Source organism: Trichocoleus sp. DQ-A1 (assembly GCF_039961955.1).
GTDB lineage: Bacteria > Cyanobacteriota > Cyanobacteriia > Cyanobacteriales > FACHB-T130 > FACHB-T130.
This window is the reverse complement of sequence record NZ_JAMPKE010000007.1, coordinates 1-22,664: the sequence shown is the minus strand read 5'-3', so window position 1 is coordinate 22,664 and position 22,664 is coordinate 1. Positions and strand designations below refer to the sequence as shown.

Below are 22,664 nucleotides of genomic sequence, written 5' to 3'. Positions count from 1 at the left end.
CCAACCGTCTTTTTGCAAGAGCAAAACCACTGTAATTTATCCGGTGCAGACCTACCCGTGCCAGCTCTCGCAAGCGAGCGATATTCAGCTATAAAGTAGCAACCCCAAGGAGACTTTATGCCATCACTCTTGCACAATCTTTTTACTTCCGGGCAATTTATCCCGCACGGACACTGCTACTTATGGAAAACAGGGCTAGTGTGGCTGCATATTCTGTCAGATGGTTTAATCGCCCTGGCTTATTATTCAATTCCGCTGCTGTTGGTTTACATTGTCCGCAAGCGAGGCGATTTGCCCTTTGATTGGGTATTTCTGTTGTTTGGCAGCTTCATCATCGCTTGTGGGACGAGTCATGTGTTGGAAATCTGGACCCTATGGCACCCAATGTATTGGCTGTCAGGGTTGGTGAAAGCTGTAGCTGCTGTGATTTCTGTGGCGACAGGTATCGTATTGATGTCATTGATTTCTAACATCCTAGCACTGCCCAGTCCCGCTCAGATCGAGGAAGCCAACCGCCGACTGAAATCAGAAATTCAGGAACGTCAGCAGATAGAGGCGCAGCTGCGAAGTCAAGAATACTGGCTGAATACCCTGATTGATGCGGTTCCGAACGTGGTGAATATGAAAGACGGTGAAGGACGCTGGCTGATCTCGAATCAAGAAGGACTGAAGCTTTTTCAGCTCGAAGGTGTCGATTATCAGGGCAAGACAGACGCAGAACTAGAAGAGTATACAGAATTTTATCAGGAAGCTCTTTTTGGTTGTCAAGAATCCGATGAAAGAGCGTGGCGTGCAGAAACTATTAGCCATTACGAAGAAGAGATTTCATTACCCGATGGTTCAGCGAGGAAGTTTGATGTCGCCAAGGTGCCCTTATTCAACCCAGATGGAAGCCGTAAAGGGATTGTAGTCGTAGCAAGCGACATTACTCAACGCAAGCAAGTAGAGGCGGCATTGCGTGAAAGCGAAGCGAAAAATCGCGCCTTCATCCAAGCCCTACCGGATATGTTGTTTCGGATTTGCAGTGATGGGACTTTTATGGACTTTCAAGCGCCCAGAGAAGATGCTCTGGCGATGCCTCCCAGTCACTTTTTGGGGAAAAGCGTGTGGGAGGTATTACCTGCCGAGTTGGCTGAAGCTACCATGTACAACGTATCGAAAGCGATCGCTTCCGGTGAAACACAACTCTACGAGTATCAAATGACTTCCCTAGACGGCAACCAGCACGATTATGAGGCTCGGTATGCGCGTAGCTTAGAATCAGAAGCTTTGGTAATAGTACGCGATATTAGCGAACGGCAAGCCGCGCTTCGCGAACGCAAGCAGGCAGAAATTGCTTTACAAAAATCGGAAGCGCAATTAAGACAACAGACACTTCATCTAGAAAAAACCTTATGTGAGTTGAAACAAACCCAATCTCAATTGATTCAGAGCGAAAAAATGTCTAGCTTGGGTCAATTGGTTGCTGGTGTTGCTCACGAAATTAATAACCCTATTAACTTTATTTACGCCAATCTAATTCACACCGACGAATATACAAAAGAATTACTACATCTGATTCGCCTCTATCAGCAACACAATTGCGAACCTGTTCCTGAAATTGCCGCAGTCGTGGAGAACCTTGACTTAGATTTTCTTCAGGAAGACTTACCCAAAATGCTGTCCTCAATGAAGGCGGGGACGAACCGTATCCGCGAAATTGTCTTATCGTTGCGAAACTTCTCGCGCTTGGATGAGGCAGAGGTGAAGGCGGTTAATCTCCACGAAGGCATTGACAGTACCCTGCTGATCCTGCAAAACCGCTTGAAAGGGAAACTGGGACGCCCAGCGATTGAAATTATTAAAGAGTATGGCAATCTGCCCCCCATCGAGTGTTATGCGAGGCAACTGAATCAAGTATTTATAAATACCATCACCAATGCAATTGATGCCTTAGAAGAGGCAGAGGCACAGAGGCGCAGAAGTCCAGAGGAGAATTTGGTACACTCTCCTCAGCAGCTTTGTTCCCCAGCGTCCCTGCCTTGGATTCGGATTCGCACTGAAGTTCAAGACGATCGTCAAGTTGTGGTTCGGATTTCTGATAATGGTCTTGGGATAACGGAGGAGGTACGCCAAAAGCTTTTTGACCCCTTCTTTACAACTAAACCTGTTGGTAGCGGCACAGGTTTGGGGTTATCTATCAGTTATCAAATTGTAGTCGAAAAACACGGCGGCAGCTTGAAATGCATTTCCACATCGGGACAGGGGGCGGAGTTCGCGATCGCGATTCCAATTCGGCAGCAACATCAGCAAACGGCTGCGGTCAGTGACCGAAATTCTGCCGCTGTTTCAGGATAACTTCTCTCTGCTTTAGTACCAGAAGCTTTTGTGCCTTTCGGGTACGGAAAGCCGTTCGCTAGCGTGCGGCTCACCCCCAGCGATCGCGTGTTACAGTCTTGACTAGAGGCAACGCAACAGAAGCATTAGGGGGTTTAGATGTACGACACGGACAAGCGAAAGTTGTTGTCGGTACTATCTCATGGCTCGATCTTTCTTAGTACGACACTGGTGTCTATCGGGATACCCGTCGCGATGTTATTTGTATCCGATGATCCAGTTGTGAAAGACAATGCCAAAGAAGCAATCAACTTTCACTTCAATGTTTGGTTCTATGGAGCGATTATTGCCTTCTTAACTTTTATCACCCTTGGTTTATTGGGCTTTATCCTCGGACCTATCGGGTTTATCGTTCATTGGGCACTGACGATTCTGGCAATTACTCACTGTTTGGGTAATCCCGATCAACCCTACCGCTATCCCTTCACCTTCCGCCTGCTTTAAAAAAAGGCACCCAAACCAGAAGTGTACTAGAGATTCGCTGGCTCTTAAAAGGTGCTTGAAGTCGAGAAGGTTGTTAGTTGATTCATCGTAATTTTCCAATAAGAACCCGTTTTCTTTGAGAAGACGGGTTCATGCATATTTTTGAATTTTGTCAATATGGCAATTATTTTACAATGAACAAAGTGCGATCGCTTCCGGTTCACCAATCCAGAGCGATGTGCGATCGCTGGCAAAATTCTAGAGCCTCAAGAGGTTAAAATCCTAATCTGACCCGATCAAACTCCTCTCCTCTACTGTACCGATGGCAGAAACTTTATTCTTCAACGCCCTCCGCGCAGCCATAGACGAAGAAATGGCCCGCGACTCAGCCGTATTTGTCCTTGGTGAAGATGTCGGTCACTATGGCGGCTCGTACAAAGTCACCAGAGACCTGTACAAAAAATATGGTGACTTGCGCGTACTCGACACCCCCATTGCCGAAAACAGCTTCACCGGCATGGCAGTAGGTGCTGCAATGACAGGTCTCAGACCAATTATCGAAGGCATGAACATGGGCTTTTTGCTCCTTGCCTTCAACCAAATCTCTAACAATGCTGGAATGCTGCGCTATACTTCCGGCGGCAACTTCAAAATTCCGATGGTGATTCGGGGGCCAGGTGGCGTCGGTCGTCAATTGGGTGCCGAACACTCTCAGCGCCTAGAAGCTTATTTCCAAGCGGTGCCGGGTTTAAAAATTGTTGCCTGCTCCACACCTTACAACGCCAAAGGATTGTTAAAGGCTGCCATCCGCGACGATAATCCGGTTTTATTCTTTGAACACGTTCTCCTCTACAACCTGAAAGAAGATTTACCAGAGGAAGAATATGTGCTGCCCTTAGATAAGGCAGAAGTCGTGCGGCAAGGCAAGGATGTCACAATCCTTACATATTCGCGGATGCGTCACCATGTCATGCAAGCGGCAAAACAGATGGAAAAAGAAGGTTTCGATCCGGAAGTGATTGACCTGATTTCCCTCAAACCACTGGATTTCGATACCATCGGCGCTTCCGTCCGGAAAACCCACCGGGTGATTATCGTAGAGGAATGCATGAAAACCGGCGGAATTGCGGCAGAATTGACAGCCTCAATTAACGATCGGCTATTTGATGAGCTAGATGCGCCCGTTCTGCGGCTATCTTCCCAGGATATCCCCACACCTTATAACGGAACGCTGGAGCGGTTGACGATTGTCCAACCAGAGCAAATTGTGGAAGCCGTGCAAAAGATGATGGCACTCCAAGTGTGATCGGTCATTAGTCCTTAGTCCCTAGTCTGAGTCAATTGCCAATGACGAATGACTAATGACTAATGCCCGCTGACAATCAATCCGGATCGACCAGCCCAAAAGGGATTATCATAGCATTTGTTTGAGCGGGTCGTGGTATGCAGAGACAGCGTTCTTTATTAGCCTTAATTCTGGTTCTGGTGATTGCTTCTATCACCGTGCTTGCCAGAATTCCAATTCGGCTGGGATTAGACCTTCAAGGGGGATCGCAACTGACGCTTCAGGTGAAACCCACTGAAGGCAAAGAAATCACGCGAGATGATTTAGAAGCAGTTCAGAAAGTCGTAGAAAACCGGATTAACGGTCTTGGGGTGTCTGAAGCAATCGTGCAAACGGTCGGACAAGACCAGGTTTTGGTGCAGCTACCGGGGGTCAGCGATCCGGAGCAAGCAGAACGGGTGCTGGGTGGCACTGCTCAATTGGATTTCCGCGAACAAAAACCGGGTTCGGAAACCCAGTTGCAAATTGAACAACAGCTGCGACGGGAATTAAAAGCGAAGCAGGATGAGTTAAGAAAGACGAAAGATGAAGCGGAGATCGCTAAAAATCAGGAAGCTCTCCAGCGGAGTAACCAAGCGATCGCAGCTTTGTTTGAGCGCACCAACCCCCCACTTACAGGCAAAAACCTCACAGGAGCCACCGCTCGACCTTTTCAGACGAGCGACAACTGGAGTGTCAACATTTCCTTTGATCCTGAAGGAGGCGGACGCTTTGCCCAGTTGACCAAAAATATTGCTGGGACGGGACGCACTTTGGGAATCTTCTTAGATGAAGAACTGCTCAGCGCTGCTACCGTTGAAGTGAAGTATGCCCAAGAAGGCATCAGCGGCGGAGGTGCCGAGATTACAGGCAACTTTAGCTTAGAAGAAGCCAACGAGCTGGTCGTCCAGTTGCGAGGCGGTGCCCTACCCTACCCCGTAGAAATCATTGAAAACCGTACCGTGGGGGCAACCCTGGGGCGAGATAGTGTCCAAAGCAGTATCAACGCTTCTATCGGCGGTCTGATTCTAGTGTTGATCTTCATCGGTGTCTATTACCGCTTACCGGGGGCAATTGCTGGGATAGCCCTATTCATATATTCGCTATTGTGCTTATCTGCCTTTGTTTTACTCGGCGTTACCTTGACTCTCCCTGGGATTGCTGGTTTTATTCTCAGTATCGGGATGGCAGTAGATGCCAATGTACTGATTTTTGAGCGGACTCGAGAAGAATTAAGAGCCGGGAAGAGTTTATATCGCTCGGTAGAATCTGGTTTTTATCGGGCATTTTCCAGCATTTTGGACGGTAACGTAACGACGTTAATTGCTTGTGGTTTTATGTTTTGGCTGGGTTCGGGTTTGGTCAAAGGGTTTGCTCTGACGCTAGCAATTGGAGTTTTAGTGAGTATGTTTACAGCGATTACTTGTAGTCGCACCCTGCTCATGACAGCCATCAGCTTTCCAGAATTACGCAAGCCACAATGGTTTTGTCCAAATCTACCAGCATCAAGGAAGTCTGAGCCAGGGGTAGGATCATGAAACTAAATCTAATCAAACGGCGATCGCTCTGGTGGACGATTTCTGCCGTCCTTATCCTGGTTGGGCTGATTGCAATGGCAATCAACTGGACGCAGATTGGTGCGCCGTTACGTCCCAGTTTAGATTTTGTCGGCGGTACGCGGTTACAGTTTGAACTCGACTGTTCTAAACCAAATAACTGCGATAAACCGATTGATATCGGGGCAGTTCGGGAAGTTATCGCAGCTCAGGGTTTGGGTGACAGTAGCATCCAAGCTTTAACTCAAAACGCTTTAGGGCAAACTCAGCCGGGTTTGTCCATCCGCACCAAAGCGTTGGATGTTAACCAACGTACCAAACTGCAAAATGCCTTAAACCAACTCAGAGCCTTCGATCCCCAAAAGACTCAGATAGACACGGTTGGCCCTACCCTTGGACGCCAGTTGTTTGCCTCTGGTCTACTGGCTATCTTGCTCTCCTTTATGGGTATTTTTGTTTACCTGACCTTTCGCTTCCAGTTCGATTACTCCTTGTTCGCCTTTGTTGCCTTGCTCCACGATGTTTTGATCACCCTGGGGTTTTTCGCCATCTTGAGCTTGGTGTTCGGTACTGAGGTAGATAGCTTATTTGTCGTCGCTATCTTGACTATCATCGGTTTCTCGGTCAACGATACGGTGGTGATCTACGACCGGGTTCGGGAAGTCATTAAACTGAATCCTGGAGAGCATATTAACCAGATTGTCGAAGACGCGGTTAATCAAACCCTGACTCGTTCGATTAACACCACCTTTACAGTGTTGCTGACTTTGTTTTCCATCTTTTTCTTTGGTGGAGAAACGCTGAAAAACTTTGCCTTAGCTCTGATTGTTGGGTTTGCCGCCGGTGCTTATTCCAGTATCTTCATTTCGAGCACCCTTTTAGCTTGGTGGAGAGAACGGACGGGTCAAGCGATCGCTATTGCGGCAACGGAACCCAAAGCTTCTGATGAAATCTGAAGGGCATAAGGCAAGAAGCAATGAATCAGGCAAGAGACGATCGCAGGGAGCAAGGGCGCAGAGGAGCTGGAGAGCCGGAGAGTGGGGAAGTACAGGATAATCTAGATTCAACTTCTCCTCTACCCCTGTGCCCTTCTGAACCTCTGACCCGCAACCCCCTCAGCCATGCTGATGACCCAAGCTTCCAACAGCAAGTGCAAAGGTTACACCGGCTGACTGTCTACGGCAGGTGGTTGGTCGCCGGGTTGCTTTGGATTACGATTGGTCCCTTGAGTCTCTGGGGCTTGCGCTACCCAATTTTTCTATTGCGGGAATACTTTACCTGGGCGGCAGTGCGATATGGACTTTATTACAATCCACTGCCAGCTCTGGGACTTGCTTTGTGCATTGGCATGACAGCTTCTGTATTGGTGTGGCAAAGCCGGAATATTTTACTAGGAATATCCAGCCGGGAACAACATCGCTTAGAGCAACAGGTATATCGGATTCGCCAGCAAGGGAAAAGTCATCCACTTTGGAAGTGGGTTTGTCAAGTCAATTAAAACTTTAATTTCTAACTTTTAATTGTTTCTCAGGCGCACCGAGACAGAGCTGGTTCGGAACGAGTCTGCCGAATCGGAATTTCAATTAAAAACTCTGCCCCCTTTCCCGGTTCGGAAACACAAGTCAATTGACCGCCGTGCTTTTCGACGACAATCTGATAGCTAATGGACAAGCCGAGTCCCGTACCTGTGCCTATCGGTTTCGTGGTAAAGAAGGGGTCAAATAACTTACGACGGACTTCCTCGTTCATCCCAGGGCCATTATCAGCAATCCGGATGGCGATGCGATCGCTGTCTTTGACCTCGGTACAAATCCGAATACAAGACTGAGGAGCCGGGGAGCCAGAAAGCCAGGGAGATACCATCTCCTGTGCCCCTTTGCTTCTGGGTCCCTCTGCCTCCTCCAGGGCATCAATCGCATTATTGAGGATATTCATTAATACCTGGTTGAACTGACCGGCATAGCACTCCACCAATGGTAGGTCGCCATATTCTTTAACGACCTCGATCGCCGGATGGGTAGCGGTAGCTTTTAAGCGGTCTTGCAGCAATCTCAGAGTGTTGTCAATGCCTTCGTGAATGTTGACCGACTTCTTTTCTGCTTGGTCATGGCGCGAGAAGTTCCGCAGAGAGGCGACAATTTGCCGAATGCGGTCAGCCCCTAACTTCATTGAGGACAGCAGTTTCGGCATATCTGCGATCACGAAATCGAGATCGATTTCATCTATCAGATCCTGGATTTCCTCAGGGGGTTCGGGGGAGTGTTTTCCATAAAGTTGCAACAAGTCGATCAAGCTTTGAATATAGTGAATGGCGTAGTCGAGATTCCCGTAGATGAAACTGACGGGATTGTTGATTTCGTGGGCAATACCAGCCACCAATTGCCCCAGACTGGACATTTTTGCACTTTGAATCAGCTGGGTTTGAGTTTGTTTTAATTCGCTTAAGGCCTGTTTTAGCTTTGCTGCTTTTTCTCGCAATTGCGCTTCTGATTGTCGCAAAGCTTTCTCCGCTTGCTGACGCTCTTTAACTTCCCTCTTTAGCAGCTCATTGGCGGCTTTTAATTCAGCGGTGCGTTCCTCGACTCGTCTTTCTAAGTCGTTATTTGCTTGTTCCAGCGCTGCTTGCGATCGCTTGCGTTCGGTGATATCCCTCGTTATTGTGGCAAAGCCGCGCAGCCGTCCATCTTCACTTCGTAAAGCTGTCACGACAACATTTGCCCAAAACTGCGACCCGTCTTGGTGTAAGCGTAAAGTTTCCCATTCACACCGACCGTCTAATGCTGCCTTTTGTAGAACTTGCTCAGGTTTGCCGCTCCTGCTCTCGCTGGAAGGAAAAAAGCAGGAGAAATGCCGACCAATAATTTCCTCTGCCTGATACCCGTTCAGCCTCTCCGCCCCTTTGTTCCAACTAATAACTTTCCCGCTGGTATCGAGCATATAAATTGCATAGTCTTTGACATTTTTGATTAACAAGCGGAAACGCTCTTCGCTTTGCCGCAGTTCCTCTTCTGCCTGTTTGCGCTCGGTAATGTCACGGGCAGCGGCGTAAATTAATTGTTCTTCCGCGCACAGAGCGGCATTCCACAGCAGCCATTTGTAGGTTCCGTCTTTGCAGCGAAAGCGGTTTTCAAAAGTGACCGTCTCCCCGGTGCTGGATAGTTCCTGCAATTGAACCAGAGTAGATTCCCGGTCTTTGGGATGAATAAATGCAATCCACGGCTTGGCTAGAAATTCCTCAGATGTGAACAGGAGCGTTTTTTCGCACATCGGGTTCAGTCGCTTGAAATAGCCATCGAAACCAGCGATGAAAAACATATCCAGTGAGAGCGTGAAGAAACGATTATTCTCTGCTTCCACTTTGCTGCTCTCGGTAATTGGGGATTCTGCCGCTGGGATTGCCATTTTTCACTTTACCTACCTAGTTCGCTCAAATCATCTCCTTGATGCTTTCCCTGATGTTGACGGAGACTCTAGTCCTGATTAATTCTCAAATCTGGCGATGCATGTTTACACATCATATAGTTTTTTATTTATTACTTGACAGTTATTAACAATTTTTATGCGGAAGATTTAGATTTTGCATGTAAAATGCCTTGCCATATATTGCTGGCAAGAAATTTTTAATCCTTAAGCAGAGGATAGCAATCTTCTGTGAAGAGTTCCAGGAAATATAGCTTCTACAAGCTTGGGTGGGTATGATATCGTCTAGGCAACCTCTGTCTAGCTCCAGGCAACAGGGCTTGTCGGGTATATTTTCAAGCCACGAGGAGGCACTATCCTCAAGCGGAGATACAAATAATGAGTTTCCCGGTTTATTTGTGGCTGGGTTCGGTGCGGATTCACCCTCATATTTTGTTTGAGTCGTTGGCGTATGCGATGGCTTTCCGTTTATTAATCAAAAATGCTCGCAAAGATGCGATCGCACCCACGCAGCGCAGTTCGGTAATTGTCGGTGGCTTGGTTGGGGCGCTAGTTGGTGCGAAAGCGCTGGTTTTACTACAGCACATCGATTTAATTGGGAATAATTGGCAACTATTCTTTTTGGTTCTCCTTCAAGGAAAAACGGTCGTAGGGGCGTTACTCGGTGGATTGATTGGTGTAGAAATTACCAAGAAAATGATTGGTGTCAATCGATCTACCGGCGATGTTTTTGTTTATCCCTTGATTGTGGGAACGGCGGTGGGACGGATTGGCTGCTTTTTGACGGGATTAAGCGATCGCACTTACGGCATTTCCACTCAATTACCTTGGGGAGTAGATTTTGGTGATGGCATTCCCCGGCATCCGACTCAATTATATGAAGTTATTTTTTTACTAATTTTACTGATATTTTTACAAATTCGCAGCCGCTACCATCGGCAAGAAGGCGAATTATTTAAGTTTTACATGGTTTCTTATTTAAGTTTTCGCTTTTTCATAGATTTTCTAAAACCCGATTTTCACCCTATCGTGGGACTGAGCGCTATTCAACTTGCTTGTTTATTGGGGATTTTATATTATCGGAGCAGTATTCTAAAATTGTTCGTTTTTGAATCATCTAATGCAGTTTACTGTCAAGGGAAATCAAGAAAAAGTAATCATTCGCCTTCAAGGGATAAATAATCTCATTGCAGACGATTATTGGGATAGAAATTGGATTAATTCAGAAATTGAGATAATCTTACCTGGCTATCACGCTAATTTTTTGGGTGATATACGGACTGAGGAAATATTTAGTTTCTTGGAACAACTTAAAGAGATATCTCAAAGGCTATCTGGTATTGCAGAGCTAAGTACAATGGAAGGATTGATAAACCTAAAAGCAGAAATTAATAATTTAGGACACATCCAATGGACTGGAAAAACAACTTATCCAATTGGTAATGGCAACACTTTAACCTTTAATTTCTCTAACGATCAATCTTTTCTCTCAAATCTTATAACTGAGTTGCAAATGATAACGAAGCATTTTTCTATAATTGGAAACCTGTGAATCCATACACCTAGAATCAATCAGGAAAGCTGATCAACCGATTGTAATCATTTTAACAAAAAAATATATGCCTACTCGAAACTACCTTTTCTATGCTTTAACTAACAGCGTTTGCTCTAAATGTCTCGTCAAAGTAGAGGCAAAAATTATCTTTCGAGATGATTGCGTTTACCTGGTAAAGCACTGTCCTACCCACGGACATCAAGAAGTCTTAATTGCTGATGATATCGATTATTACAAACTCTCCCAGGAATTTATCAAACCAGGGGATATGCCGCTTAAATTTAATACTCCCATAAAATATGGCTGCCCCTATGACTGCGGACTTTGCCCCGATCACGAACAACATAGCTGTTTAACTTTAGTAGAAGTAACAGATCGCTGCAATCTTTCCTGCCCAATTTGTTACGCAGATTCGGGCACAGAAGAAGTTTCTCAACATTCCAGTCAATCCCGGCGTCATCGCAGCTTAGAGCAAATTGAAAGAATGATTGATGCGGTGGTGGCGAATGAAGGAGAACCCCAGGTTGTGCAAATTAGCGGGGGCGAACCAACGATTCATCCAGAGTTTTTTAAAATTCTGGATATTACTAAAAGTAAGCCAATTCGCCATTTAATGATCAATACCAATGGTATTAGAATTGCCAAAGACCGAAGTTTTTGCGATCGCTTGAGTCAATATATGCCCGGAATTGAAGTCTATCTCCAATTTGATAGCTTTGAGGCGGCAGCATTAGAGGAGTTACGTGGGGCAGATTTGCGAGAGATTCGGGAACAAGCGATCGCACATCTCAACGAGTTTAACATCTCTACAACTTTGGTCGTTACCTTGAAAAAAGGGCTAAACGACGGCGAAATCGGCAAAATTATCGAATACGCCTTGCAGCAGCGATGCGTGCGGGGTGTTACCTTTCAACCGATTCAGGCAGCAGGGCGTCTGGAGGGATTCGAGCATGAGCGCGACCGCTACACTCTCACAGAAGTTCGTCGCTCTATCTTACAGCAGAGTCCCTATTTTAAACCAGAAGATATTCTCCCAGTTCCTTGCCATCCCGATTGTTTAGCAATGGCTTACGCGCTAAAAGTTAAGGGCAAAGTGATACCCTTAACTGGGCTTTTGGAGCCAAATAATTTTGTAAAAATCATGCCGAATTCTGTTCTTTATGAACAGGATGATGAGCTAAAGCGAAATATTTTTAATCTGTTTTCCACTAGCCATTCACCCACATCTTCTGCAACCTCTTTAAAACAGTTACTTTGTTGCTTGCCACTACTACCTGTTCCTGAAGGAATTACCTACGAAAATATATTCCGAGTGATGATTGTACAGTTTCTTGACCCCTTTAACTTCGATGTCCGTTCTGTAAAACGTTCCTGCATCCACATTGTGCATCCCGATGGGAGGATTATTCCATTTGATACGTTTAATATGTTTTACCGAGAGGGAAGTGCTGGATATCACTTGGTTAATAATCGTCCGGCATTGGTTTAAGTGATATATAACCATTATTAACAACAAATATTAATTTGATTCAGCAGGAGTTTTATGGAACATCAAAATGAATTTCTTGGGGTACTTTCCGGAATGCTGTTGTTATTAGGTATGCATCTTATCGCCGGTCTAGCAGTATTTTTAGTAAGTTTTCCTATTGCTGCTTTGCTAGGAGGAGGATACGCTATTTTAATCGTTTGGGCGTTTTCTGCTATTTCTATATTCTTATGGCAGCTTTTATATGTGATTCCGCTTATTTTTTGGCTAAGACGGCGACAGCGACGGGCAATGGTGAAAGGGGTGATTATTTGTGCAGTTCTTACCGCTTTATTAAATGGGGGCTGTTATTTACTGTACTTTAGTTCTTTGTAAAACGCTATATCTTAGAACCCAACGATCTAGGAGCAAAAAGCTTATCTTTATAGGAACAAGATTATGAGGTCGATAAATGAAACTCCCGGAATAATTGGCGGTATATTCCTACTATTAGGAATAAATATTTTAGTTTTTGTTATTGTGGTATTTTTATCTGTTTTTACTACGGCTACTCCAATTTTGGGAATACCAATTCTTTGTATTGGTTTATTTCAATTTCTCTATGTAATTCCAATTAGTTTTTCTCTAAGACGGCAACAAAGATGGGGATTGATGAAAGGAGTGATTATTGGTGCAGTTCTCACTGCTTTACTCAACGGTGGTTGCTGGCTCTTAATCCTTTCGGTAAGCCGGTAAACATTATAATTCCCCGACCCAGCAGCACTATATTGAGTGGCTGCTATTCGCACCTTTCTCCCTCTTCTTTTCGATTTTGAAAGAGATAGGACGAGGCGATTGAGGCGTGAGGTTCGATGAAGATTGGCTATAAACAGAACGCATAGCTGGCGGCGTCTGGTCTTTAATCGGCGCTGGTTCGTCTTCGTGGCTTCGCAAAAAAGGAAAGCTAGATAGTTTGTCGTAGTTAGATGCGATCGCTAAAAACGCACCTCCCAGAATATACACCGGCAACGGCAGCGTGAACTGTTTCAACCACTGATAGATTTCTGCAAAGCCAAACAGCAGCAAAAAACTGGCAACCCACACTCTCATATTTCTACTCAACCCAATCCCAAAATTTATATCTCTATTAAAACCTAGATACCTAAAATAAAATGCGAGAGCCTTTTGTCAGTCTCTCGCGTCAGCAATTCACTTAGATAGCCTTTGCTAGAAGGCTTTGAACGCAATTGTAGGGACTCACGAGCGTGCGTCCCTACCCTTGGGGGTCTAGTTTATACTTTCGTCGCTGCCAACGGTTGGCTCTTTCCAGACGTTAACCGCTCGTAGGTTGCCCGCATCTTCAGACCGACCAGCACTTGGAACAAGCCAGTTCCGTTATTGGAGCCTGGATATTCCCGGTGCTTTAGCAAGAGTTCGGTCAGTTCCCCGTGGTACTTAGCGGCAGTCTTGCTGAGGTGGCTTTCGATATAGATGACTTCCTCTAGCTTGTCGAACTGACCATCTACTTCCAAAACGGACACCTCATGACCATAGTAAGAGTCTGGGCCATAGTACATCTTGATGCCAGGGTAGCCGCAGGTTAGCTTACGACCGCAGGGTCTCCAATCAATCGTAGACCCTTCATCAAATAGATAAGCTGGCTCAAAGCCTTCCACGCCATCGCGCTGAAGCAAGCGCACCCGCAGGATTTGACCTACCTTCTCTTCCTTGACTAATTGCGTCGGCAACACCTGGATCACAACGTCAGCGTGTTCCTTCTGCGGCTCGATGTAGGCAGTAAAATCTGGGCGGCGAGCGTTGATGGCAGCGAGTACGTCTTCGTATCGGTGCCCGCGCTCAGCCATATCCCGCTGAATCTTCCAGGCAATCTTAACGTCATCGCTGATGTCGAGATAAACGCTGAAGTCGAGGAGCGATCGCACCCGCTCATCATACAAAGGATGAAGCCCCTCAATCACAATAATATGGTTAGGATCGACTCGCTCTGGAGGATCGATCTCGCCGGTTTCGTGGTTGTAAATTGGCTTTTCAATGGACTGACCGTTCTTGAGCGCTTTGATCTGCTCGGCCATCAGATCGAAGTTATTCGCCTTGGGGTTCAGCGCCGTAATTCCAGTTTCTTTGCGCTGTTTCCGATCCAGGCTATGGTAATCGTCCAGGCAAATCACCGTGACGAAATCTTCCCCAAACAAATCTGTTAATCGGCGCAAAAATGTAGATTTACCGCATCCGGAGTCTCCAGCAACACCAATTAGAACCACGCGATCCAGCTGACTGGTCATAGCTTCCCTCTAACGCAAAAAATTTTTTCTCATTGAGTTTTAAGCAATCTAAATCCTCAGCCCGGAGGGCACCCCGTTGGTTACTCTTGCAGCTCTTGCGACACAGCAAGAAGGCATAACCAGTAGGAGCTTACAGCACCCTAGAGTAAGGCCCGTTGGGGAAGACTCAAGCTTCGTCCAGTAAGTATTTAATACTAGATGTTACACAGTATCTTACCAGAACGGGATAGACGCTACAAGCTAACCCCAGTGGAATCATCTCGCTCAGTATTTATGCTACGGCGTGCCGTGCATTTTTAGAAAGGAAAAATTAAATTGACTCAATGGAGACATTATTTAAATAAATTGCTGGCTACCCTAAAAAAAGCTAGCGTAGGGTTTCTCAGGTAGCCATCCGGCTACGAAGAATCTCCCTAACATTGGCAACGTTCACTATCCAGATTCGGTCATTGCCCTTTTTTACCTGCCCTCGGTTAGCAGAGCGATATGTGGTGGAAAGACCGCTTTGTAGCAGAATGTTAACAGAAGGTGGGTTCGGAGATATTTAAGAGCAATGTACAATTCCACAGCAGCCAACGGTACTGCCAATTCAGAATCTGGTAGCCGCGTCTTTGTTTATGAAGTGGTGGGCCTGCGTCAGAACGAAGCAACTGACAACGTAAACTACCCGATTCGTCGTAGTGGCAGCGTGTTTATCACAGTGCCCTACAATCGCATGAATCAAGAAATGCAACGGATCGCTCGTTTAGGCGGCAAAATTGTCAGCATCCACCCTCTGGGTGCTGACAACGGAGCGAATGGCTCTAAGGGTAGCTCCCCCAGCGCCCCTGCTGCGGCAAGCGTTACGTCCGGTGCAAAAGCGACGAATGCTCCTGCCACTTCACAAACCGTCGCACAGGACACTCAAGCACCAAAAGAGAGTAAGCCTATGACTCAAGCAAAGGAAAAAACGGAAAAAGATATTCCCGTTAATATCTACCGCCCGAATAATCCCTTTATTGGTAAGTGTCTGAGTAATGAAGAGTTAGTGGGTGAAGGTGGTATCGGCACCGTTCGTCACCTGATCTTTGACATCTCCCAAGGGGATCTCCGTTATTTAGAAGGTCAAAGTATTGGCATCATCCCGCCGGGAAATGACAACAAGGGCAAACCCCACAAACTTAGATTGTACTCGATTGCCTCGACTCGTCATGGCGACAACGTTGATGACAAGACTGTTTCCCTGTGTGTCCGGCAACTAGAGTACAAGCATCCAGAAACGGGCGAGATGGTCTATGGTGTTTGTTCCACCCATCTGTGCAATCTCCAATCTGGGGACGATGTGAAAATTACCGGGCCAACTGGTAAAGAAATGTTGTTACCAGAAGATCCGAATGTCAACGTGATCATGCTGGCAACCGGAACGGGTATTGCGCCATTCCGCGCTTACCTATGGCGGATGTTCAAGGAAAATGAAAGAGCAGTTAACACCGACTACGAATTCAAAGGTTTGGCTTGGCTCATTTTCGGGATTCCGACCAGCCCCAACATCCTGTACAAGGAAGAACTTGAAGAACTGCAACAGCAGTACCCTGAAAACTTCCGCCTCACCTATGCCATCAGCCGGGAACAGAAAAACCCCGAAGGCGGCAGAATGTACATTCAGGATCGGGTGGCTGAACACGCTGATGAACTCTGGAAAATGATTCAGCAAGAGAATACCCACACCTATATCTGCGGTTTGAAGGGTATGGAAGGGGGCATTGATGAAGCCCTCTCCGCCGCTGCTGCCAAGGATGGGGTGACTTGGAGCGAATACCAAAGAACGATCAAGAAGGCTGGTCGTTGGCACGTAGAAACCTACTAGGTTACTACTGGCTGGAAGTCCTGCCTAGTCGTCTCTCCTTGACTCTCATAAAAACCCAGTTTCTTAAAGAAACTGGGTTTCTCAGTTTGATGGCGATCGCTTCAAGCCAACTGGCGCGTCTGTCTTACCAGAATTGAAACTGGGAAGCAGGCGCGTCAATCCTTTGGAGGAAGGTTATTTTCCTGATTCATTGCAAGATATTCAGGCGTGGGCGTAGATTCGCACAGATGAATATCTGCAATGATTATTTTCTCTTGACAAAAGTCCTCAAAGGATATAAGCAAAGCAGTCAGTTGATCCAATGATGAGAATTAAGTTAAATTTAATTAAGTTCACGTTTAAGGTGCCAATGTTCGCCCTATAGGGACAAGCCTAAATGTCCTGGTGGTAGCAAATCCAGCTTTTGGCTGGGATTTTCTGCCTAAAGTCTTGCTCAATTAGGTAAAAAAAGGAATGTTTCAGTTCCTTCAATCAGCTCTCATCCCTTGTTTGTGATAACGCTTTATCTGCGCTGAATCTGCTTCTATTAGCCGTATCTAGAGACAACCGATTTATGAAATTTTCCTGGAGAATATTAGTACTTTGGACATTACCCGCCTTAGTCATAGGGTTTTTCCTCTGGCAAGGGGCATTTGCTGCTGCTCCCACCGATATGGGCAAAAACACTGCTAGTACCCGCATGACCTATGGGCGCTTTCTGGAATACCTAGATGCCCAAAGAGTTACCAGTGTTGACCTCTACGATGGGGGTCGGACAGCAATTGTCGAAGCCGTCGATCCGGATCTGGATAACCGCATCCAACGGCTGCGGGTAGATTTGCCAACAACTGCCCCAGAATTGATTGCTAAGCTCAGAAACGCAAATATCAGCTTTGATACCCATCCCGCTCGCAACGATGGAGCTATCTGGGGATTTTTGGGGAATTTAATTTTTCCAATTTTGTTGATTGCTGGGCTGTTCTTCCTATTCCGTCGCTCTAGCAACATTCCTGGCGGTCCGGGGCAAGCCATGAACTTCGGGAAATCAAAAGCTAGATTTCAGATGGAAGCCAAAACCGGCGTCAAATTTGACGACGTCGCCGGGATCGAAGAAGCCAAAGAAGAACTCGAAGAAGTCGTCACCTTCCTCAAACTCCCAGAGAAATTCACCGCCGTAGGTGCGAAAATTCCCAAAGGCGTCCTGTTAATTGGCCCTCCTGGAACCGGGAAAACATTACTCGCCAAAGCGATCGCAGGGGAAGCTGGGGTTCCCTTCTTCAGCATCTCCGGCTCGGAATTTGTGGAGATGTTCGTCGGCGTCGGTGCATCCCGCGTCCGGGACTTATTCAAAAAAGCCAAAGAAAACGCTCCCTGCTTAATCTTCATCGATGAAATCGACGCCGTCGGACGGCAAAGAGGCGCAGGAATTGGCGGCGGAAACGACGAACGGGAACAAACCCTCAACCAGCTCTTGACAGAAATGGACGGGTTTGAAGGCAATACTGGAATTATTATCATTGCCGCGACCAACCGTCCCGATGTTCTGGATTCGGCGCTGTTGCGTCCGGGACGGTTTGACCGACAAGTGATGGTGGATGCACCGGATCTCAAAGGGCGTCTGGCAGTTCTGGAAGTCCACGGACGGAACAAAAAAATTGCTCCCGAAGTTTCCTTAGAAGCGATCGCCCGACGCACTCCAGGCTTCACAGGTGCTGACTTAGCGAACCTGCTCAACGAAGCTGCCATTTTGACCGCTCGTCGTCGCAAAGACGCCATCACGATGATGGAAATCAACGACGCCGTTGACCGGGTGGTAGCGGGTATGGAAGGCACGCCACTGGTGGATAGCAAGAGCAAGCGACTGATTGCTTACCACGAAGTAGGACACGCAATCGTCGGTACCCTAGTGACCGACCACGACCCAGTCCAAAAAGTCACCCTCGTGCCACGGGGTCAAGCGCGTGGCTTAACCTGGTTCACTCCCAATGAAGATCAAGGCTTAATCTCCAGATCCCAGCTATTGGCACGCATTACGGGCGCTTTGGGCGGACGTGCGGCGGAGGAAGTCATCTTTGGTGATTCCGAGATTACTACGGGTGCTGGCGGAGACTTGCAACAGGTGACAGGGTTGGCACGGCAGATGGTGACGCGGTTTGGAATGTCTACCCTCGGCCCGCTGTCTTTAGAAAGCCAAAGTGGTGAAGTGTTCTTGGGGCGCGATTGGACGAGCCGTAGCGAGTATTCTGAGGAAATTGCTTCCCAGATTGATGTGCAAGTGCGGTCAATTGTTGCTAAATGCTACAAAGATGCCTGCAAGATCATGAGCGAAAATCGGGAAGTCATCGATCGACTCGTAGACTTGTTGATTGAGAAGGAAACCATTGACGGTGAAGAGTTCCGCCAAATTGTTGCTGAGTACACAGATGTACCAGAAAAAGAGCAATTTGTGCCGAGTTTGTAAATTGTCTTGAGTTTAGAGTTATGAACTAATTCATAACTCTTTAGGATATGGGGATGAGGTAGCTCATCCCCGTTTTTTTTATTTGTGCTGGGAGGAAGGTGAATGCGATCGCTACATCTTCTCATTAAAAATCTTGCGACTTGGTAGCACCCGCTTGCTTGAGTAATTCAATCACCTCGGCGTGTTGTCCACCTTTGTGATGCCCTTCCATAATGCCCAATTCAGCATATTCAAGAGGATTACAGAAACCTTCCGCATTCACATCTGCACCCGCTTCTACAAGAGCGCGAACAATCTCAAGATGTCCTGCGTAAGCAGCATCAAGTAGTGGATAAAAATAGCCTTCGCTGGTTCTTTTGTTTACGTCTGCACCCGCTTCAATCAGCATCCTCACGATTTCATCATGCCCCCTTGAAGCTGCATTGCATAAAGCGGTGCTATTCATCCTACGATTAATGTCCGCGCCTGCTTGAATTAACGCTCTAACCTGTTCGACATTTCCGTCAGAAGCTGCTTCAATTAAGGCAATTTCATTCATTCCCTCTTCTGAAGCACCCGCTTGTTTGAGCAGGCGAACAATTTTAGGATGTCTGTAACCCTCAGCCAGCATCATTGCTGTATTGCCATCATCATCTCTGGCATCCAGGTCTGCACCGGCTTCTATCAAAGCTTGTGTTGAATCGGCATAACCAGCGATCGCAGCACACATCAGAGCGGTACGACCATCCTTACCTTTGAGATTGATATTCGCCCCCGCTTCCACTAACATTTTGACCACTTCAGCCCGTTTTCCTGTTGCGAAAAAGCTTCCGGCTACGTGCATCAAAGCAGTTTTCCCCTCACCGAGTCCATCTTCTTCGCTCAAAATATCTAACTCAGCACCTGCATCAATTAGAGTTTGAACTACAGGAATATGAACGTAATGAGCCGCATACATTAAGGCAGTTTCACCGTTAGAGCCAATAGCATTGATGTCTATCTCCTTCTCAATGGCTGCTTTTACCGCTTCGACTTTTCCAAACATTGCCGCATCAATGGAATCTTCGACATCCTTCTTCTGTAATCGCTCCTTTTTCTTAACACCTTTCTCAATTTCTCTCTCCCCATACTTCCGGATATCTTCAGCAACTAAGGGATACAAATAGTCGTAGATTTCACGATGCCCGTTATAAGCTGCGTAGCGCAAAGGAGTATTAGAGCCTTCATACCAAGCATTAACATCAGCTCCTGCTTCTACCAGCATTTGCACCATCTTAAATTGACCGTTGTTAGCCGCTCCCATTAAAGCTGTGTAACTACCTTTGGGGTAGTTGATATCTACGCCAGTCTTCAGCAGAAGCTGCATGATTTCTATATTTCCATGTTCCGCAGCTAATGCTAGAGAAGAGCAACTAGTATCTCCTCCTAGAGGGTTAGCGCCTGCCTCAAGAAGAACTCGAACAATCTCAACTTGTCCATACTCAACTGCTATGCCTAAAGGTGTGAATTCAGAATTCAGGTCAAATCTATTAACTTCAGCACCAGCAGCAATGAGGGCGTGGACAATTTCAAGCTGTCCATGTTTGGCAGTAACTACAAGAGGAACCGGATCATCCCAAGCTGTTGGATTGACCTCAGCGCCTGCTATCAGCAAAGCTTTTACAACCTCAACATAACCGGAAGCGATCGCTACTATCAATGCCGTCTTTTCTTCCTCCTCATCAAAATTTTCCTCTTCGTCAAACTCTACACCTTCATCTTGGGAGGAGTTTTGCTGCTCATTGGTACCCGCACTACTGATGCTGTTTTCATCTGAGAAAGCATCAACGAACTGCGTAAAGCCTGCAAAAAAGCCTTTTGCTTGATCGGGGGCATCTTCAAGCGCTTCGCTTATCATCTCGCCTAAACTGGCATTTTCTGGTACGGATGACACAGAAATAGTTGGGTTAAACTTGAGACTTTTAGCTATTCCAGACTTAGCATTGACATTTGCCCCTGCCTCCAGCAATGCCTCCACAATGTCTAGATTTCCGATGCTAGAAGCTAACACCAGTGGATGTTGACCCCTGGAATAATTCTTGCGGTTAGCATCAACTCCAGAATCTAGAAGTTGATTGACTTGCTCGACATCAGATGACTGAATTGCCTCAAATAATCTTTCAATTTTGTTTTCAGCATTCACAAGTTTTCTGCACTCCAATATTGCACGGCGGGGGCATTGATGCCGATAGCGTAGCCCTGATTTGAGGCAGCATCTACCGTGATTTCACCAACAACAAAAAGGCTCCTATTGGAAAACAGGAGCCTTTTTATTTATCAGTTATAAGTCTCTAATTCAAAACTCAAACTAATTAGTCGAGGTCAGGCATAGATAGCACTGGCTCGGTTTCACGGTCAATTCCTTTCTCGAAACCAGCAGCAGCAGCGCGAGCGCGACCGGCGTGCCACAAGTGACCAACTAGGAAGAAGAAACCCATAACAAAGTGGAAACAAGCCAACCAAGAACGGGGAGAGACGTAGTTAAACGAGTTGATCTCCGTAGCAACACCACCCACAGAGTTCAGTGAACCCAAAGGAGCATGGGTCATGTACTCAGCAGCGCGACGCGCTTGCCAGGGTTGAATGTCATTCTTGATCTTGTTCAGGTCAAGACCATTGGGACCGCGTAGCGGCTCCAGCCAAGGACCACGGAAATCCCAGAAGCGCATTGTTTCACCACCGAAGATGATTTCGCCGCTAGGAGAGCGCATCAGGTATTTACCTAAGCCAGTGGGACCTTGTGCAGAACCGACGTTCGCACCTAAGCGCTGGTCGCGGATCAGGAAGGTCATTGCTTGAGCTTGAGAAGCTTCAGGGCCAGTGGGACCGTAGAATTCGCTGGGATAAACAGTGTTGTTAAACCAAACGAAGCAAGAAGCAATGAAAGCCATCAAGGACACAGCACCGATGCTGTAGGAGAGATAAGCTTCTCCAGACCAGATCAAGGCACGACGTGCCCATGCAAAAGGCTTGGTGAGAATGTGGAAAATGCCACCAGCAATGCAAATCAGACCAACCCAGATGTGACCGCCGACGACATCTTCCAGGTTATCAACGCTAACAATCCAGCCGTCGCCACCGAAAGGAGACTTGAGCAGGTAGCCGAAGATCACTGCTGGGTTGAGCGTAGGACTGGTAATGACGCGAACATCACCACCACCAGGTGCCCAAGTGTCATACAAACCACCAAAGAACATTGCCTTAATCACCAACAGGAAGGCACCAATTCCCAAGAGGATCAGGTGAATCCCGATAATGGTGGTCATTTTGTTCTTATCTTTCCAGTCGTAGCCAAAGAAACCGGAGTATTCTTCCAGAGTTTCCGGACCGCGAATTGCATGGTAAATTCCACCCAAGCCTAGAACGGCGGAGGAAATCAGGTGCAAAACACCAACGACAAAGAAGGGGAAAGTGTCGATCACTTCTCCACCTGGACCCACACCCCAGCCTTGAGAGGCTAGGTGAGGCAGCAGGATTAATCCCTGTTCGTACATCGGCTTTTCGGGCACAAAGTGAGCGACTTCAAACAAAGTCATCGCTCCAGCCCAGAAGACAATCAGACCAGAGTGGGCAACGTGAGCGCCCAACAGCTTACCAGACAGGTTGATTAGACGGGCGTTACCCGCCCACCAGGCGAATCCAGACGACTCTTGGTCGCGTCCGGCACCTGATACGAAACCACTATTAAATGACGTTTGCACGGGGTAAAACCTCTATTGTCATTAACCAAACAAGGTACCGACCTTAAGATTTTAAATTTTAGATTTTAGATTTTAGATGAATAATTATCCAAAATCTAAAATCCAAAATCCAAAACATTACAGAGCGTTACCGCGAGGCAGAACCTCTTCAGGGAAGATAAAGTTCTCGTGGGGTTGATCCTGAGGAGCCATCCAAGCCCGGATGCCCTCATTGAGCAGAATATTCTTGGTGTAGAA

At 46.8% G+C, this 22,664-nt stretch carries 20 protein-coding genes and 1 pseudogene; 15 read left to right on the top strand and 6 right to left on the bottom strand.

Going from position 1 to position 22,664, the window contains the following annotated elements; translation table 11 throughout:
• Window positions 1-117 precede the first annotated feature (117 nt).
• The 7 genes from NDI33_RS09240 (at window position 118) to NDI33_RS09210 (ending at window position 7,177) form a co-directional block, all read left to right on the top strand.
• Complete coding sequence (locus NDI33_RS09240) at window positions 118-2,337, top strand: PAS domain-containing protein (RefSeq protein ID WP_190676506.1); 2,220 nt, start codon at window positions 118-120, stop codon at window positions 2,335-2,337.
• Window positions 2,338-2,475: 138 nt separating this feature from the next.
• Complete coding sequence (locus tag NDI33_RS09235) at window positions 2,476-2,820, top strand: DUF4870 domain-containing protein (RefSeq protein WP_190414512.1); 345 nt, start codon at window positions 2,476-2,478, stop codon at window positions 2,818-2,820.
• Window positions 2,821-2,951: 131 nt separating this feature from the next.
• Window positions 2,952-3,077, top strand: coding sequence for a hypothetical protein (locus NDI33_RS09230; RefSeq protein WP_277878908.1), 126 nt, complete (start codon window positions 2,952-2,954; stop codon window positions 3,075-3,077).
• Between the two features lie 44 nt (window positions 3,078-3,121).
• Window positions 3,122-4,105 (top strand): alpha-ketoacid dehydrogenase subunit beta, encoded by a 984-nt coding sequence (locus NDI33_RS09225; RefSeq protein WP_190523941.1) that lies wholly within the window; start codon window positions 3,122-3,124, stop codon window positions 4,103-4,105.
• Window positions 4,106-4,242: 137 nt separating this feature from the next.
• Complete coding sequence (gene secD, locus NDI33_RS09220) at window positions 4,243-5,661, top strand: protein translocase subunit SecD (RefSeq protein WP_190676503.1); 1,419 nt, start codon at window positions 4,243-4,245, stop codon at window positions 5,659-5,661.
• Complete coding sequence (gene secF, locus NDI33_RS09215) at window positions 5,658-6,635, top strand: protein translocase subunit SecF (RefSeq protein ID WP_190676501.1); 978 nt, start codon at window positions 5,658-5,660, stop codon at window positions 6,633-6,635. Before secD ends, secF begins: the two co-directional genes overlap by 4 nt.
• Before the next feature lie 125 nt (window positions 6,636-6,760).
• Complete coding sequence (locus NDI33_RS09210; protein ID WP_190414526.1) at window positions 6,761-7,177, top strand: hypothetical protein; 417 nt, start codon at window positions 6,761-6,763, stop codon at window positions 7,175-7,177.
• Window positions 7,178-7,206: 29 nt separating this feature from the next.
• Here NDI33_RS09210 and NDI33_RS09205 read toward each other — a convergent pair whose 3' ends face one another.
• Window positions 7,207-9,081 carry a PAS domain S-box protein gene (locus NDI33_RS09205; protein WP_190676498.1) on the bottom strand — a complete coding sequence of 625 codons (1,875 nt, stop codon included), beginning with the start codon at window positions 9,079-9,081 and terminating at the stop codon, window positions 7,207-7,209.
• Window positions 9,082-9,477: 396 nt separating this feature from the next.
• Between NDI33_RS09205 and NDI33_RS09200 the strand changes: the two genes are divergently transcribed.
• From NDI33_RS09200 to NDI33_RS09180, 5 genes are all read left to right on the top strand, one after another.
• Window positions 9,478-10,281, top strand: a complete 804-nt coding sequence (locus tag NDI33_RS09200; protein WP_190676497.1) for a prolipoprotein diacylglyceryl transferase family protein — start codon at window positions 9,478-9,480, stop codon at window positions 10,279-10,281.
• Window positions 10,220-10,651, top strand: coding sequence for a hypothetical protein (locus NDI33_RS09195; RefSeq protein ID WP_190676494.1), 432 nt, complete (start codon window positions 10,220-10,222; stop codon window positions 10,649-10,651). The genes NDI33_RS09200 and NDI33_RS09195 overlap by 62 nt, the downstream gene beginning before the upstream one ends.
• Before the next feature lie 67 nt (window positions 10,652-10,718).
• On the top strand, window positions 10,719-12,143 hold the full coding sequence (locus NDI33_RS09190) for a radical SAM protein (protein WP_190676492.1): 1,425 nt from the start codon (window positions 10,719-10,721) through the stop codon (window positions 12,141-12,143).
• A gap of 54 nt (window positions 12,144-12,197) precedes the next feature.
• Entirely contained in the window at window positions 12,198-12,515 is a 318-nt protein-coding gene (locus NDI33_RS09185) for a hypothetical protein (RefSeq protein WP_190533574.1), read from the top strand.
• Window positions 12,516-12,578: 63 nt separating this feature from the next.
• Entirely contained in the window at window positions 12,579-12,875 is a 297-nt protein-coding gene (locus NDI33_RS09180; protein ID WP_190676490.1) for a hypothetical protein, read from the top strand.
• A 27-nt stretch (window positions 12,876-12,902) separates the two neighbouring features.
• Here NDI33_RS09180 and NDI33_RS09175 read toward each other — a convergent pair whose 3' ends face one another.
• Window positions 12,903-13,229 carry a hypothetical protein gene (locus NDI33_RS09175; RefSeq protein ID WP_190676489.1) on the bottom strand — a complete coding sequence of 109 codons (327 nt, stop codon included), beginning with the start codon at window positions 13,227-13,229 and terminating at the stop codon, window positions 12,903-12,905.
• 182 nt (window positions 13,230-13,411) lie between these two features.
• Window positions 13,412-14,422 (bottom strand): phosphoribulokinase, encoded by a 1,011-nt coding sequence (locus NDI33_RS09170; protein ID WP_190414500.1) that lies wholly within the window; start codon window positions 14,420-14,422, stop codon window positions 13,412-13,414.
• Window positions 14,423-14,975: 553 nt separating this feature from the next.
• Here NDI33_RS09170 and petH point away from each other — a divergent pair.
• The 3 genes from petH to ftsH2 all read left to right on the top strand — a co-directional run bounded on the left by petH (window position 14,976) and on the right by ftsH2 (window position 18,708).
• On the top strand, window positions 14,976-16,268 hold the full coding sequence (gene petH, locus NDI33_RS09165) for a ferredoxin--NADP reductase (protein ID WP_190676487.1): 1,293 nt from the start codon (window positions 14,976-14,978) through the stop codon (window positions 16,266-16,268).
• Window positions 16,247-16,405, top strand: coding sequence for a hypothetical protein (locus tag NDI33_RS09160; RefSeq protein WP_190676486.1), 159 nt, complete (start codon window positions 16,247-16,249; stop codon window positions 16,403-16,405). The genes petH and NDI33_RS09160 overlap by 22 nt, the downstream gene beginning before the upstream one ends.
• Window positions 16,406-16,821: 416 nt before the next feature.
• A complete protein-coding gene (gene ftsH2 / locus NDI33_RS09155; protein WP_190676484.1) occupies window positions 16,822-18,708 on the top strand; it encodes an ATP-dependent zinc metalloprotease FtsH2 in 1,887 nt (628 codons plus the stop codon).
• Window positions 18,709-18,832: 124 nt separating this feature from the next.
• Here ftsH2 and NDI33_RS09150 read toward each other — a convergent pair whose 3' ends face one another.
• The 3 genes and pseudogenes from NDI33_RS09150 to NDI33_RS09140 all read right to left on the bottom strand — a co-directional run.
• Entirely contained in the window at window positions 18,833-20,869 is a 2,037-nt protein-coding gene (locus tag NDI33_RS09150; protein ID WP_190676482.1) for an ankyrin repeat domain-containing protein, read from the bottom strand.
• 169 nt (window positions 20,870-21,038) lie between these two features.
• The gene (psbC, locus tag NDI33_RS09145) at window positions 21,039-22,427 is read right to left on the bottom strand and encodes a photosystem II reaction center protein CP43 (RefSeq protein WP_190414496.1); all 1,389 of its coding nucleotides are present in this window, start codon (window positions 22,425-22,427) and stop codon (window positions 21,039-21,041) included.
• A gap of 117 nt (window positions 22,428-22,544) precedes the next feature.
• Window positions 22,545-22,664 (bottom strand): annotated as a pseudogene (locus NDI33_RS09140) (photosystem II protein D2); the annotation flags it as partial.